This is a genomic window from Halotalea alkalilenta, assembly GCF_001648175.1.
Classification (GTDB): domain Bacteria; phylum Pseudomonadota; class Gammaproteobacteria; order Pseudomonadales; family Halomonadaceae; genus Halotalea; species Halotalea alkalilenta_A.
Window position 1 is genome coordinate 297,327 of sequence record NZ_CP015243.1, and the last position, 14,597, is coordinate 311,923.

General features: G+C 58.9%; 11 protein-coding genes, 1 pseudogene and 1 CRISPR repeat array. Of the genes and pseudogenes, 2 read left to right on the top strand and 10 right to left on the bottom strand.

Annotated features, from left to right (window positions below; genetic code table 11):
• Positions 1 to 59: 59 nt before the first annotated feature.
• The gene (locus tag A5892_RS01345) at positions 60 to 1,220 is read right to left on the bottom strand and encodes a fumarylacetoacetate hydrolase family protein (protein ID WP_150123448.1); all 1,161 of its coding nucleotides are present in this window, start codon (positions 1,218 to 1,220) and stop codon (positions 60 to 62) included.
• A 116-nt stretch (positions 1,221 to 1,336) separates the two neighbouring features.
• Between A5892_RS01345 and A5892_RS01350 the strand changes: the two genes are divergently transcribed.
• The gene (locus A5892_RS01350; protein ID WP_064121262.1) at positions 1,337 to 2,089 is read left to right on the top strand and encodes an IclR family transcriptional regulator; all 753 of its coding nucleotides are present in this window, start codon (positions 1,337 to 1,339) and stop codon (positions 2,087 to 2,089) included.
• Positions 2,090 to 2,788: 699 nt separating this feature from the next.
• Positions 2,789 to 3,554: a CRISPR direct-repeat array (repeat unit 32 nt; unit sequence GTTTCTATCCGCGCGGCCGTGCGGGCCGCGAC).
• Between the two features lie 189 nt (positions 3,555 to 3,743).
• On the opposite strand, the gene cas2 is transcribed toward A5892_RS01350, so the two are convergent.
• From cas2 to A5892_RS01385, 7 genes are read right to left on the bottom strand one after another with little or no spacing between them, the layout of a single operon-like run.
• Entirely contained in the window at positions 3,744 to 4,034 is a 291-nt protein-coding gene (cas2, locus tag A5892_RS01355; protein ID WP_064121263.1) for a CRISPR-associated endonuclease Cas2, read from the bottom strand.
• 29 nt (positions 4,035 to 4,063) lie between these two features.
• Positions 4,064 to 5,104 (bottom strand): type I-C CRISPR-associated endonuclease Cas1c, encoded by a 1,041-nt coding sequence (cas1c, locus tag A5892_RS19695; protein ID WP_082890210.1) that lies wholly within the window; start codon positions 5,102 to 5,104, stop codon positions 4,064 to 4,066.
• Between the two features lie 6 nt (positions 5,105 to 5,110).
• Positions 5,111 to 5,731, bottom strand: a complete 621-nt coding sequence (cas4, locus tag A5892_RS01365; protein WP_223302758.1) for a CRISPR-associated protein Cas4 — start codon at positions 5,729 to 5,731, stop codon at positions 5,111 to 5,113.
• Between the two features lie 28 nt (positions 5,732 to 5,759).
• Positions 5,760 to 6,629: a type I-C CRISPR-associated protein Cas7/Csd2 gene (gene cas7c, locus A5892_RS01370; RefSeq protein ID WP_064121266.1), complete on the bottom strand. Its 870-nt coding sequence runs from the start codon at positions 6,627 to 6,629 to the stop codon at positions 5,760 to 5,762.
• Positions 6,626 to 8,425: a type I-C CRISPR-associated protein Cas8c/Csd1 gene (gene cas8c, locus A5892_RS01375; protein ID WP_064121267.1), complete on the bottom strand. Its 1,800-nt coding sequence runs from the start codon at positions 8,423 to 8,425 to the stop codon at positions 6,626 to 6,628. The genes cas7c and cas8c overlap by 4 nt, the downstream gene beginning before the upstream one ends.
• Positions 8,422 to 9,090, bottom strand: a complete 669-nt coding sequence (gene cas5c / locus A5892_RS01380) for a type I-C CRISPR-associated protein Cas5c (RefSeq protein ID WP_064121268.1) — start codon at positions 9,088 to 9,090, stop codon at positions 8,422 to 8,424. The genes cas8c and cas5c overlap by 4 nt, the downstream gene beginning before the upstream one ends.
• A 40-nt stretch (positions 9,091 to 9,130) precedes the next feature.
• Positions 9,131 to 11,359: a CRISPR-associated helicase/endonuclease Cas3 gene (locus tag A5892_RS01385; protein WP_064121269.1), complete on the bottom strand. Its 2,229-nt coding sequence runs from the start codon at positions 11,357 to 11,359 to the stop codon at positions 9,131 to 9,133.
• Positions 11,360 to 11,605: 246 nt separating this feature from the next.
• Here A5892_RS01385 and A5892_RS01395 point away from each other — a divergent pair.
• A pseudogene (locus tag A5892_RS01395) lies at positions 11,606 to 12,749 on the top strand (IS3 family transposase).
• A gap of 66 nt (positions 12,750 to 12,815) precedes the next feature.
• On the opposite strand, the gene A5892_RS01400 reads toward A5892_RS01395, so the two are convergent.
• A complete protein-coding gene (locus A5892_RS01400) occupies positions 12,816 to 14,093 on the bottom strand; it encodes a type II toxin-antitoxin system HipA family toxin (protein WP_064124233.1) in 1,278 nt (425 codons plus the stop codon).
• Positions 14,083 to 14,421, bottom strand: a complete 339-nt coding sequence (locus A5892_RS01405; protein ID WP_064121270.1) for a helix-turn-helix domain-containing protein — start codon at positions 14,419 to 14,421, stop codon at positions 14,083 to 14,085. The genes A5892_RS01400 and A5892_RS01405 overlap by 11 nt, the downstream gene beginning before the upstream one ends.
• Positions 14,422 to 14,597 lie beyond the last annotated feature (176 nt).

The window sequence follows — 14,597 nt, forward strand, 5'->3', positions numbered from 1 at the left end:
TAAGCGCGATTGAAAATTCAAGTCCGACCCCGGTGTCCGCTGGTGCCCCTTCCAACCGCTCAGGCGCCGCGCCGTTCGGCCAGATGCGCGAAAAGCGAGCGGATGCCATAGGTCCAGGGCGCTATTTCCGTCGACAGGCTCACCTCGTTGACCAGCGCTCCCAGCCGGGGGGAAGAGATGATCACGCGATCACCGAGGTGATGGGTGAAACCGCCACCGGCCGTGTCCCGGTCCTCGGTCGGGGAGAACATGGTGCCGAGGAAAAGCATCATTCCATCTGGGTACTGGTGATGCGCTCCGATGGTTTGCCGAACGATGGCGAGCGGATCCCGGCTGATCTCGCTCATATGGCTGATGGCTTCGAGTTCGAAGCCGTCTCGTCCCTCGATCCGCAGCGACACATCAGCGGTGCGCACCGCATCGATGTCGAAGCGCTCATCGAACAGGCGGATGAACGGTCCGATCGCGCAAGAGCCGTTGTTGTCCTTGGCCTTGGTCAATAGCAGCGCACTGCGCCCCTCGATGTCGCGCAGGTTCACATCGTTGCCCAGCGCCGCTCCCACTGCTTCCCCCCGGCTGTCGACGGCAAGCACGATCTCCGGTTCGGGGTTGTTCCAGCTCGAATCAGGGTGCAGTCCAACCGGCGAGCCGAATCCTATGCTGGCCATCGGCGGCGCCTTGGAGAAAACCTCGGCATCCGGGCCGATGCCCACCTCGAGGTATGGGGACCAATGACCGCGACGCTGAAACTCCGCTTTCAGCGCCTGCGCTTCGGCAGAACCAGGCCGAACCGTCGACAGGTCGCGGCCGATCAACTCGACCATCGCACCGCGAATGGCCTCCGCCCTGGAGGGGTCGCCCTCGGCCTGCTCCTCGATCACTCTCTCGAGCAGGCTCACGGCGAAGGTCACGCCGGAAGCCTTCACCGGCTGCAAGTCACAGGGAGCGAGCAGGTAAGGCGCCCGCCCGCCGCCGGCGAGGCTGTTGTCGAGCAGCGCATCCAGCGTGCCGATGACCTCACCCGGCGCGTGTCGAACGATTCGATGACGATCCGAACGCTCGAGCAGGTCGGCGACCGTGGCAACGTGCTGCGTGAGATCGACGACCTCGCGATTGCGAATCGTCACCACAGCGGGGCCGTTGATCGGGGCATCACGCCAAACGCGGCCGACCAGCAGTGCCGAGTCCAGGTCGATAGGAAGATACGCATCACGAGCCATTGTTCGATCCATCGCTGATGTCGAACTGCCACTGTAGAAAAACCCCACCGCTTGTACAATATCTTGTTTTATTGTCCAATATGTTGGAAATATCCGCTCGATAAGGCGACGCCACGATGGCCACCGACTACGAAGTACCCGCGATCAGAAGAGCCCATCAGATCCTGGAGACGCTGGCGACGAAGGGGACCCCGGTCAGCGCGGCGGATCTTGGTCTAGCGACCGGGCTGCCGAAGAGCACGCTGTATCTGCTGCTCGAGTCCCTCGTCCAGCGACGCTGGATCGAGAAGAGAAGCGACGGTTATCTCATCGGTATCGGGCTCTACACCCTGGGGGCCTCGTATCTCCGGCACGACGCACTCCAGGAAGCGTTCAGGCATGCCGCGGTCGAGTTCGTGGAACGAGAGAAGGAGGTGCTGCAACTCGCGGTCCTGGACGGCGACGAGGTCGTCTACATCGCCCGCGAAGACGCTCCCCGCCCGGTGAGGCTGGTATCCGAGCTCGGTTCGCGGCTTCCCGCTCATGCCTGCGCACTCGGCAAGGCGCTGCTCGCCCAGCTCCCTGAGGCGAAGCTGCAACAGCTCCTGCCCGCACGGCTACCCGCCATCACCGAACACACGGTCACCGACCTCGCGCAGTTGCTCGAGCAGCTGCGCGAGGTACGAAGATCCGGAGTGGCCACGGAGCAGGAAGAGGTAACCGCTGGGCTCTGCTGTTTCGCCGCCTATGTCGGCCAGACCCCCAGCGGAAAAAGCATCGCCGTCAGCACCTCGATTCCCGTCGCTCGACTGGACGCGCAGCGCCGCAGCGACATCCGTGGCGAGATCGCCGATGTCGCTGCCCAAATGAAAAAAGCGATAGTCGGGTGAGGCGTTGCCTGCGCGATCCAGACAAGCATGCCTTCATTCTCTAAGTCTTCGAGACTATGGGTACCGGAGCGGACCCTCGGCACCATGACCTTCAGTGGCAAGGGAGAGTTCGGCACGACTTGGCGCCGACCTGTCCGCTGCCAGGCGCCAGATCGATGTCTGCCTCGACCACAGGGTGAACTTCTTCGCCATCGCCAATGCCAATTTCGACGGCCTCTCGAAGTTCCAAATACGCTGCTAATGAAAAATCTTCTGAACAGCGACAACGCTGGAGCAGGCGAAGTGGGCCTGTTCTTTTCTACCCATACGGTGGTGCGAGGCCGCGACGGTCAATGCGCCATTCGAACCATTGCACTCCCAAGTTTCTATCCGCGCGGCCGTGCGAGGCCGCGACACCCAAGCGACATACCCGCAGGCAACCACCACATGTTTCTATCCGCGCGGCCGTGCGAGGCCGCGACTACCCGTAGCCCTTCGACCCGGGCCGGGGAGGTACGTTTCTATCCGCGCGGCCGTGCGAGGCCGCGACAGCGATAGCCTCTCCCTACACCACGCTCGCCGAGGTGTTTCTATCCGCGCGGCCGTGCGAGGCCGCGACATGCCATGGCGTCGTTGGATGCCGCATAGGAGAAGTTTCTATCCGCGCGGCCGTGCGAGGCCGCGACGCGACCTCTACGTCTTCCTGTCTCAGTACATGCAGTTTCTATCCGCGCGGCCGTGCGGGCCGCGACCCCCACGGCATTTGTCCGCTGCTGGATTCACGAGTTTCTATCCGCGCGGCCGTGCGGGCCGCGACGGCAAAGTCACGCCGAGATCGTGGCAATACTGGGTTTCTATCCGCGCGGCCGTGCGGGCCGCGACCCCTCCTAGGCCAGCAGATCAGTCAGCGCTCGAGCGTTTCTATCCGCGCGGCCGTGCGGGCCGCGACCCCTTCACCGACCGCCCGAGGCGATCGGCTATCTGTGTTTCTATCCGCGCGGCCGTGCGGGCCGCGACATCGAGGACAAGTCTAGCGGCACCGGGCTGATTCAGTTTCTATCCGCGCGGCCGTGCGGGCCGCGACGGCGACTTCGTCGTCGTCGACATGCTCATCAAAGCGTTTCTATCCGCGCGGCCGTGCGGGCCGCGACCTCGCGGCTCTCGATGTCCTGGCGGCGTTCAGCCTTGTTTCTATCCGCGCGGCCGTGCGGGCCGCGACCAGCACAAGGACTGGTACATGCGTCGCGCTCAGGTTTCTATCCGCGCGGCCGTGCGGGCCGCGACTCGATGACCGAGGCGCAGTCCGAACCGGTGATCGTGTTTCTATCCGCGCGGCCGTGCGGGCCGCGACATTCATCGACGGGCTCAACCCTGCCGCGATCATCTCGTTTCTATCCGCGCGGCCGTGCGGGCCGCGACTCCAGCCCTGCGAGCCTGATCACAGGGATCGACACGTTTCTATCCGCGCGGCCGTGCGGGCCGCGACCCCCACTCTCATAACATATTGATAATGAAAGTGAAATACTTTTGGGACAGCGAAACTCTCCAAGGATGAGAGTTAATTTTTTAATTCCCCCCGTATATGAGAAAAAAGTGCAAAGAAAACAAATTGTTAAAGAACTGCGAACCCACCGGCAAAAACCACGACACTTAAGGTTCGCAGAGCTACGGGAAATCAGAAGACAAGAGGGCCGTTCATATCCAGTGAAGGTTTCGCACCGATATGCTCGATCCGATTCTTCCAATTCCTGCCCAGGAAATAGAAACGCAGGCTATCGACTTCATCATCGATCAACTCGATCAACCGCTGGCGAAGGCGCACCCACTGATCAGGCTCGACTTCGATCTCGAATACAGAGAACTGTACGCGCTGCCCCAAATCACGGCAGGCTTTCGCCACACGGCGCAAGCGCCCTTCTCCACCGTCGGACGAAGTGCTCACATCGTAACTGACCAGTACCATCATTGCTTGGCCTCCTCATGGATAGGCTACTTCTATTTCCAAAGGAATGGCGGGTAAGCATCCAGATCACCGCGCAGGTGGCGTGCAAGCAATTGAGCTTGCAGGATAGGCAGCATTCCTATTGGCGCCTTCTCGCCGATGAACGCATGGCTGAGCTCCTCACGCTTACGCTCTTGGTAAGCAGTCAATACAGTCTTGCGCGCATTATCGGCCAACACTACACCACCGCTTTCGGCGACAGTGAAGTCTTTCTCTCGCAACTGGCGACGATTGACTAGCGATAAAGCCAGACGGTCTCCCAATAGTGGCCGAAACTCCTCGGCTAGATCGAGTGCCAGACTGGGCCGTCCCGGCCGATCTCGATGAAGGAACCCGACAGCGGGGTCCAGCCCAGTACTCTCCAAGGCTGAACGACAATCATGGGTCAGTAGCGTATAAAGAAACGACAGTAGCGCATTGATACGATCACGGGGCGGTCGGCGATTACGACCGGTAAAACGAAAATCCTCGCTGCTATGGCGAATAAGGGAATCGAAGATACTGAAATAAACCTGTGCAGCTTCTCCTTCCAGACCTCGCAAACCACTGGTGGAGGGCTCATCTAGCAGATCACGAGTGATCCTACTCATACGTGAGCGCGCATTTTCCAGCCGTTTTCGCTCCCCCTCATCCAATTTATCGCCATAGTCCCGCAAACCGCGCGAGAGAACGGCCCGTTGATTATGCACTTTACCGATCAGTATACTACGCACGATTTCGGCGCATCCTGCGCCATCGTCGCTAACTCGATATTGTGTACGCCGCAGCAACACATTGCCCGATACAGGCCCCTCGATACGCGCGAGAAACTTGCCATTAGGCGATAAGTGCGTGATGGTTACCCCCTGCTCAGCACAAAAGCCCATTAGCGGTGGGGATACCAATACCCGCCCAAAGCATACCAGCGATTCGAGCATATGGATGGGCAAGCGAGCTCGCTCCTTACCTTCGATATCCATAACGATATTGGCACCATCTTTCTTGAGCCAGGCACCCTCGGTAGTGATATATAGCGTATTGAGCTGGCGACGCATGGCGACTCACTCATCCAGTGTTTGCAGTTGACGCACCAGCCAACGGCTCGCCGAGCGCTGCTTGCCCATTACTTGCGGCTGACAGATATCGGTCAGCGAGCAGTGATTACAGCGCTTGGATTCATAAATGGCGGGTGGAGTACGGTTGCTCTCGAATTGCGCGCGAGTATCCTCGATAACTTTCAGGGTCAATGCCCGCAACTCATCATCGAAGGTAATAACCTTGCGCCGCCGCGTTTTGCCATAGTAGAGCGCGCCCTGCTCGACTCTGACATCTAGCATCTCTTCCAGGCAAAGTGCCTGGGCGCATAGCTGCACTTCGTCGGCACGGTGCGCCTTGGGCCGGCCACGCTTGTACTCGATGGGCCGGACAACCACAGACTCTTGGCATTCGTCGAACTCGACCATGTCGGCGACACCACTCAAGCTCAGCACCTCGCTAGCCAGCGGTAGCGCCATGGCCGTATGAATACCGCGTCGGCGCTCATGCCCCAGGTGGTCAGCGCGCTCATGGAGGATGCGCCCTTCCGCCGTATAACGGTTCTCCGTCCACTGCTGCTCAAGGTGGATCAGCGCACATTGACGCGGACAGAACAGCATATGCTGCAGTGCTGAGAGCGGGATCAAGCGAGTCTCATCCCCCATTCCCACTGACCTACAAATGCTCGATTACGCTGACGCCGGCCGGCAAGCTCTCAGCATCTATAGCCACTCGATAATCACTGTAATGGCGAGCGGGCGTATCGGTCTCACCTTCGACACGCTCGACTTTCACGCTATCGAACAATATATGGGCCGGCGCATTACCCATCGGATGGTCATGCCTGAAGACGATCAGCTTGCGTGCCGACATTTCGCCTCGTGCGGCGGAGCGGTCGTGCTCGAACATATTGACCAGAGCGCGCCACAGCAACGCAAGGTCGTCCTCCGAGAATCCCGTGCGCTCAGCGAGCTTTGCCGATACATAGCCGTGTGCACGATAGAGACCATAGGGAATGATGTGCTTACGGCCCATGGTGCGTTCTTTTTCGAGATCGCGCTCATTGGTGACCGCCATGCGGGTAATCGATACCTCCATCGGCACCACCGGGTCGATGGAGCTGGCAAAGGCCATCTGAACCGGGCCGCGCACCTGTCCGGAGTTGACTTCGGTGGTCATAACCGCACCAAAGGTCCGCACATCGAAGAAATTCTTGCACATCCATTCGGTCACCGCCCGAGCTTTTTCCGCTTCCTTGGGGAGTTTCTTCGGCTCGGACTTTATCTCAAGCGCGTCGTACGCCTTCTTGTGCTGATTATTGAGGACCGACTTTTCCTGCATATAGATCGCATAACCGGCGTCTTTCTCTTTCTCAAGCGCAACATAGTTGCGAATCTTGCGCTTGAGGCAAACGTCGGTCACCAGGCCCTGATTGGTCTCAGGATCGAGTCTCGGCAGGTTACCCGCGTCCGGGTCACCATTGGGGTTGCCGTTGTTGACGTCGAACAGCAGCACAAACTCATAGCGGTTGGCGATGGCGGTCATGCGTCTTCTCCCTGCGTGGATTCTTCTGCTACCGTTGCGTTCCCACGCTTGGTGTAGCGTGCTTGCAATTGATGGTAGTAGCCGATGGCAAAGCGCCCTTGATCTTCGATGCCCAGACTTTTGGGAAAGCTGTCGCCCAAACCATCGACAATAGCGCCTATTTCGCTCTCTATCTTGTATGCCAGCCCACCCTTATCCTTCTTACGCATATTCGACAGGTGGTGCTGGACGTTGCGTAACAGCACTGGGAAAATACTGGCTGGAGTCGCTGATGCTGCGCCGTAATACCGGTCGCGAATGGTGGCATTCACTTCGTTTCCGAGAGCACCTCGCTGTGCATTTTCCAGTTCGGCGAATAGTCTGCCCAATAGATAGCCGGGATGAGTGGAATGAGGATCGAGACTCACGGGCACCTCCTGAGTGGTTGAGTTCGAATGTGCCGCGAGACGAGCCTCGCGCACGAGTACAGCCTTGCAGAGAGCGACGCGGATACCACTGATATCACCGTCGTTACGCATGCGCATGATGACGTTGGTGAGCAACAAGCGCGGATAACGACTCCCGGTCAGAATGGCACGGGTCAGCTCACCAGCGAGCTGCGGGGGAATATCCTCTGCTTTGGCCTTGCCATCTCGGCTCGGGGCAGTGGCATAGAGCAGCCGCCACATCGCTGGGGCGACGCCTTTCCATGGCATGGGCGCCAACTGTAAGTCGCGATAGTGCTGAGCATAGTGCCGCGCCAAGCGCTCCAGGTTATCGACATACCAGAAGCGCACCGATAGGCGTGCAGCATTGGGGGCCAATCCCAACACGAAGAACTGGGTATCCGCTTCTAGCATGGAATCCAGCTCTGCCAGAGGACGCCCCTCAGCAACCTGCCTCAACAGGGAGCCTAACTTGGCGGCTTCCTGCTCGTCGCTGGGCGGATCATTGAGCATCGCGAAGAATCCCTCGGCGGCTTCGGCATGTGCTGCATCCCTGGCCTTGGCCCAGAATAATGTCGTGGCATCACCGATTTGCAGACGCTGGCGGTTGTCGTCACCGCTTCTCAGCAAATGATTGAGCGCCGTCGAGTAACCAAAAATAGCCGCTTTTGAGATCGAGGCGTTATGATTCTTGCTGTAGCCGTAGGACTCATAGGCATCGCTGTTGAACGAGACGAGCGATGCACCCGATGGCTGGGCATCCCTGACGCCTCTGATCGCGGGGTGGTCGGTTCCCAGAGGCGCAATCTCCCCGGTGATCAGGCACTGGCCCGGAATGCCTTCGCCACTCTCCAAGGCGGCTACCCATATACGACGAGCTTCTGGGTTTTCATGCAGGTACTGCTGCTGGCCATCGAGACGAAATACGACATTGGTATCCATTACGTCATCGCTATACCCGAGGAGTTCGGCGAGTTGATCCGGCCGCCATTGATCGAGCAACCTCAAGAAAGCCCTCAGGTCGGGGGCCCCACTTTCGCCAAACAGCGAAAACTGACGTGCCTTGAATGCCGCATGCTCATCGGCCAGACGCTTGCCTTCACCGGCGCAGACGCCGAGGGAATAGGCCGTCTTGTCCCACAACGGATAGGCGTGAATACCCGAAGTACGCCGCTTGTCGACGGGCACCTGATAAGTACTCGGTTGCGGTTTCTTGCCCGTGGTGTCGCGCAGGTCATCGATCTGCAATGGCTCACCCTCGCGGGAAAACACCAGGCAGAAACTGATTTTCTCGCTGCTGAACCCCGGTACCGGCACCTTGTCTTGCTCTGCGAGCCGCTGATAGTAGTCGTTGAGCGCGGAGAGGATCATGCCAGCGCCTCCTCGAAGGGAGGCACCTCGATCACACCATCTCGCATCGTCGCGCGAAAAAAGCGCGGCACCTTGCCATCGGCGAAGTCGATATCGTGAAGCATAAATCCGAGGTCACGCTCGCCGCTCAATTGGTCATCTACAAAGGGCATGGCTTCATCGGATTCGACCAACGTAAAGTTGGCCGGAAACTCCCGTGTTCCTAGGCACGGCGTATGAAAACACTGTCCCTGCCTGGCACGACGATTGAAGATATCCAGATGCTTACCAGGAGTATCGATATCATCGGCACGTGAGGTGAACTCGAAATGCGCCTCGATCACGTAGCCGACATCGCGCAGAATGGTAGCGGCGCGCTGCTGGCGATTTTGATCGACGAAATAGGCCACCTCATCGACACGGCCCTCTTTCATGGCTTTGGTGACGGTACGCTCGGATAGTTTCCCCGCTACTTCGTTACGACGAAGAGACTCGAAACGGATCGGCTTCAGCACATGGATACGATCCACGCACCAGCGAATAGCGGGCTTCCAATAGATGGCCTCCAGGATGCCGCGTGCCGCAGAAGGCGTGATCACGTCATAGGAAAACCTTTCCGTTTTGAGCTCCGGTCGTGTAAAGCAGGCCCGCTCCCCCCAGATATGCAGACGAATCCCGAAAGCCATCACCTACTCCTATTCGCTCATTATGATTACATCGGCCAATTCACCAGATATTTGATTCGCCGGATCGGAATGTCGGCTCGCTCCAGTTCAGCCCCAGCGCCTTGCGGTCATAGAGATCCTCGTTGACCAGTACCATGAACTGCTCGCCGAACTTGCCGGGCTCGACGGCAGCGACGGCACCGACCCGCTCCAGCGCAACGAAGCCTTGGCGTGGCACCTGTACGGTATAGGGCTGCAGCTCGCGGGCGATACCGCCCACGCCCTCGGCATGCGCCAATCTCCTGAGCGCGCTGCGCGCGATATCGTCGAAGGGAATGATCACGGCACGCTGGCCGTTCTCGATCATGCGGAATTTCTGTTCAAGGGTTTCGAAAGGCAGGCCGTCGAGGCGACCCTCCTCGATCAGTCTCAACAAACCATGCCGGTCCAGCCGCTGGTCCCCTTGTTGCCAGTAGAGCAGCCGGAAGTAGGCGTCGATCGCCGCCAATGACAGCGGATCGGCGCCATACTGCCTGATTACCTCGCGGGTCACCTGGGCGAACTGCTTGAGTTCCGGCGGCGGCGCCCAGTCTTCGTTGGCGGTGGCAAAGATCGCGACCTCGCTGTCCGCCGCACTACGTTTGCCTTCCCGGTTACAGCGCCCGGCGGCCTGGGCGATGGAGTCCAAGCCCGCTTCGGCACGCAATACGCGTGGAAAATCGACATCGACACCCGCTTCAATCAAGGAGGTAGATACCACTCGACAAGGGGCACCAGCTTTGAGGGTCTCTCGTATCTCAGCCAGTACTCGGCGGCGATGCACGGCACACATTGAGGTGGTGAGATGGTAGGCGCCAGGCTGATCCGAGATCGATTCAAACAACGCCCGAGCATGGCGACGGTTGTTGACGATACACAACACCTGCTCGGTCGCGAGTAGTTCGTCATGCAGCTCGTCATCATTCAGCGTACCGATATGGCGTACCGTGACGCGCTCCAGCCGGCGATAAAGGCACTTAGGATCGGGGGCAAGCTCCCTGAGATCGCGCAAGCCACCAGCAAAGCTGCACTCAGGATCATCGGTTTCGGCCAGCGCCGGCTGCGTCGCCGTGCACAGCACGACGCTGGTGCGATAGTTCAACGCCAGTTCGTCCAGCGCCACCACGCTGGGACGCAGCAGCGGCAAGGGCAGGGTCTGCGCCTCGTCGAGGATCACCACGCTGCGGGAGATATTGTGCAGCTTGCGGCAGCGTGAGGTCTTGGCCGCGAACAGACTCTCGAAGAACTGCACCGCCGTGGTAACGATGATCGGCGCATCCCAGTTCTCGCTATCACGGCGCAGCTTGTCGATGGTGTAGCGGTCCCGCTGGTTACCAGCATCAAAGGCACTGTGATGCTCGAGCACGGCCGCTTCGCCGTATTCACCCAGCGCGCGCCGGAAGACCGCCGCGTTCTGCTCGACGATGCTGGTGAACGGAATCACGTAAATCACCCGATCCATGCCGTGCGCCATGGCGTGATCGAGAGCGAAGGCAAGCGAGGCCAGCGTCTTGCCGCCGCCGGTCGGTACCGTCAGCGTAAAGCGTCCCGGGGGTAACTCGGCCTGGCTTCGCACATGAGTCAGAATCTCACCACGCAGGCGATTGACATCGCTGTCCGCCTTGAACACCGACAGATGGGCATGCAGCGCATCGCGCAGGGCTTCCAACCTCGGCCCCCCGCCACGCGCATGAGGCAATCCTTTTTCATGCGAGGCATAGAAGGTCTCGGTATCGATGAAGTCGGCATCGACCAAGCAAGAGAACAGCATCCGAGTCAAAAAGGCGTACTGGAAGTGGCCTCGATCACGGCGCGGCGTGAAATGCGCTGGAGGTGTCAAACTGACAGGCAGGACGATCTCATCCCGCCAAGCCGGGTCGAGTTCGGGCAGGTCCGCCGCCATACGATCGTTCAGTGAGGAACGCTCGCCGCTATCGCGACCATTGGCCAACCCCGCATGATGGCCGGCAATCAGATAGGCCAACAGGTGGCCGAGTTGGGGATACTTTTCCATGGCGATACGCGCGCCTGCCGTGGAGTGATCGACCCGTACTGGCGCCCCCTCCAAGCGGCATTGGAATACCCTGGTGTACTTACCCAGGTCATGGAGCAGCCCCGCGACCTCGCCCCAAGGGCCTGCGCCGAAACGCGCGGCACGCTCGGCCGCCATCTGCCCAACACTGATCAAGTGGCTATCGAGCGATTGCCAATTCGACTTATCGGTCGTCAAGGTGGAGTGCGCGTAGAACATGACCCCTCTGCGCTCTTAACGCAAAGATAACGAATCACTCGAATTGCAACACAAAAATACGTAAATGCAAATCTGGTATTTGAAAACTCACCAACGTTTCCACGCGCGCTCAAATCTCAAGCGGATCGAGGTAATAGCACGGCAACGTGGTTTCACCAGGCATAAGAACGCTTCGCCGGGACACATGGGCTAGCCCCGCCCCTCCGGACAGATCAGATGGCATGATTCTGCCTGGAGAGCGAAGCGATGGCACGAAACAGAAGACATTTCACGGACGAGTTCAAGCGCGAGGCGGTGCGGCTGGCCGAGCAGCCTGATAGCAACGTATCGCGCGTGGCGCAGGACCTGGGTCTGGACCCCAGCGTTCTACGGCGTTGGGTCGGGCAGATGCGTGGCGGCACATGGGAGCCGGCGCCTGGTAAGCCGCTCAAGAGTGCCCAGCAGCAGGAGATCGAGCAACTGCGCCGGGAACTGGCCAAGGTCAAGACCGAGCGGGATATCTTAAAAAAAAGCGGTCGGATACTTTGCCAAGGACCAGACATGAAGTATCCGTTCATCGCCCGACACCGGGCCGTCTGGTCGGTCAGTGAGCTATGCCGAACCTTGGGCGTGTCACGCAGCGGCTTTTACGAATGGCATGGCCGCTCGCCCAGCGCTCGGAATCTGACCAACGAACGCTTGACTGGCCGTATCCGCGCGAGCTTCCAGGCCAGCGACCGGACGTACGGCAGCCCTCGACCTACGTGCCTGGGGTAAGCACTGCGGCAGGCACCGTGTGGCGCGACTAATGCGCCGCGCAAACCTTGTGGCACGAACCAGGCGCCGTCGCCATCCGTCAGATACGGGACCAAGATCGGCTCATGCCATTGCCGCCAATGTGTTGGATCGAGACTTTACGGCCAGCGCATCCAACCAGAAATGGGTAGCCGACTTTACCTACGTTTGGACTGCGGAGGGTTGGCTCTATGTGGCTGCCGTCATGGACTTGTACTCGCGGCGCATCGTCGGTTGGTCCATGCAGGCCAGCATGACGGATCAACTAGTGACCGATGCCCTGATGATGGCGTTGCATCGCCGAGGCCGGCCACGAGAGGTCCTACATCACTCTAACCAGGGCAGCCAATACAGCAGTGAGCAGTTCCAGATGCTGCTGACCGATGCCGAGATCGTGTGCAGCATGAGCAAGCGCGGGGATTGCTGGGATAATGCCGCTATGGAGAGCTTCTTCTCCATGCTGAAAACCGAACGGCTGAGCCGGCGAATTTACCAATCCCGAGATGAATGTCGCGCCGACGTGTTCGACTACACCGAGCGCTTCTACAACGCACGACGCCTGCACTCAACGCTGGGATACGTCAGCCCCATGCAGTTCGAAGCAACCACTTGTTAAGTTAACCAACCTGTTCGGAGGGGCGGGGCAAGCCCAACAATGAGCCGTTATGGTCTTGGACCAAACCTATGCCAACCGCGATATCGCCTTCGGCGTACCTTCGAAAACAAATGGGTTGAGGAACATCCGTGACCAAAACAGCTTGCGATCCACTTCGCTCAACCCGACCTCATCGCAAATGCTTGTCCAGCGCGCACGTACGGTTTCGATGTGATGCGTGATGATCTCAACGGCTTCGTTTCTTTCCAGCAGAAACTTTGGGGCCGCATCCAGGCAAACGGCTAGATTGCTCATCCGGTTCTCGCCGATGATCAGCATCGCTTGCGTTGCCTCGTTACCTGTCCGGTTCTGAGGGCATATATCGTAGGCTGGTGTCAGCTCCAGTGTGTTGCCGTCCCAGAAAGCAGCGTGGTTTCGTGCATGATCATCAGTGTTGCCACAGATGATGTTGAAGACTAGTCGGCCAAACAATTCGCGCAGCGTCGTTTCCGGCTCGTCGAAGCGTTGACGAATAATGTCCGAAAGTTCTTCATAGCTCGCGTATCGCGCCATCATCTCATCGAGGCCGAAAAGGGTCAGTACCGAGACCATCAGCCGGCGCTTCCAGCCACCTCTAGCCTTCGAGCGGTCGAAACGCTCGACCAGGAGAGCGTCCTTGCCTAGCGTGTGGTGGAAGCGCACCGGCGCTACATGCAAACCGACCTCCGCAGCCAGCCGCATAGCGATGTATTCAGCCTTCACAACATTGTAGGTGTCCGTCGAAGACGAGAACTTCGCGATGAATTTTTGTTTCTCTGCTTCGATCATCGCTTTCGGCCGTGCCCCGCCCAGCGAACTGCCATGAAAAAGAGCCTGATCAAGATCGGGCGTCAGCGGCACTCCGTTCTCCACCATTGCTGCTGCGTTCATCAATTCTTCTAGGGGCGCGGCCTGCGCAAGGCGCGGTACATACTCTGTTGGTGATGCCTGAAAATCGAGACCACCAATCCTGTCTGAACCGGATTCGAGTAGGTATGTCAGTTCATCCAGCGCCCCGACATCCGCGTCTTTACTCCTGGTCCCCACCAGTCGATTAAGGATGACACGACGCCCCCATGCGTCTGGTGCCGCGTCGCGTAGCGCACTCGCCAGCTTCAGCCCCGGCTCAGGAAAAATGGCGCCACGCGTCAGTGGCAGCTCAGGCTCATAGATCGGGATGCAATCGTTCCGCTCAAGGTAGCTGCGGCCATAGTTGAAGATGAGCTGGTCTTCATCCCGGCTCAGCCGACCCGCGACAACGGGCTCCATCGCATCGGGCAACCAGATCCACACATAGGCTTCGTCGACTGCTTTCCTAGAAGTCATCATTCACCACCTTCTTCGGATGATGAACAGCGCGGGGAAGAAGAGAGAGGATTTTCTCCGCGTTTGCGATGTGAAGCGTCATCGCAGATCGATCCGCGGTGAAAAGTGGAACGCCGGCAATGGTGGCGAGCTCAAAAACGGCTCCAATCGCGCATCCCATATCGCCTTGCTCGGCCCGATAGACCAGGCCGCGTGACACACCTGCGCGCTCTGCCAGTTCCTCTACCGTCAGCTCACGTTCGATTCGCGCATTGCGGATCATCAATCCGAGCAACCGCGCTGCATCGCGGCTATGGCGGGAGTAAGTGCGTGTGGAGGGTTTCGCCATGGCTACGCTCCTGTTCCTTTAACGAGGCATATTTCCAATTTTTGAACTATTAATAGAGCAATCTTGCTGACGAAAGACTGCGCGGACAAAGGCAATACGATCTATTAATGGATCATTCTATCCGGTTACGCCTCATTAGCGAAACAAAACATAAAGGAAAAAGCAGGCCTGCGACC

Excerpts from the sequence above, each read along its gene's own strand:
- A5892_RS01405 (WP_064121270.1), bottom strand. The coding sequence starts at position 14,421 with ATGGCGAAACCCTCCACACGCACTTACTCCCGCCATAGCCGCGATGCA.
- cas5c (WP_064121268.1), bottom strand. The coding sequence starts at position 9,090 with ATGGCTTTCGGGATTCGTCTGCATATCTGGGGGGAGCGGGCCTGCTTT.
- cas8c (WP_064121267.1), bottom strand. The coding sequence starts at position 8,425 with ATGATCCTCTCCGCGCTCAACGACTACTATCAGCGGCTCGCAGAGCAA.
- cas2 (WP_064121263.1), bottom strand. The coding sequence starts at position 4,034 with ATGATGGTACTGGTCAGTTACGATGTGAGCACTTCGTCCGACGGTGGA.
- A5892_RS01400 (WP_064124233.1), bottom strand. The coding sequence starts at position 14,093 with ATGACTTCTAGGAAAGCAGTCGACGAAGCCTATGTGTGGATCTGGTTG.
- A5892_RS01345 (WP_150123448.1), bottom strand. The coding sequence starts at position 1,220 with ATGGCTCGTGATGCGTATCTTCCTATCGACCTGGACTCGGCACTGCTG.
- A5892_RS01385 (WP_064121269.1), bottom strand. The coding sequence starts at position 11,359 with ATGTTCTACGCGCACTCCACCTTGACGACCGATAAGTCGAATTGGCAA.
- cas1c (WP_082890210.1), bottom strand. The coding sequence starts at position 5,104 with ATGCGTCGCCAGCTCAATACGCTATATATCACTACCGAGGGTGCCTGG.
- cas7c (WP_064121266.1), bottom strand. The coding sequence starts at position 6,629 with ATGACCGCCATCGCCAACCGCTATGAGTTTGTGCTGCTGTTCGACGTC.
- A5892_RS01350 (WP_064121262.1), top strand. The coding sequence starts at position 1,337 with ATGGCCACCGACTACGAAGTACCCGCGATCAGAAGAGCCCATCAGATC.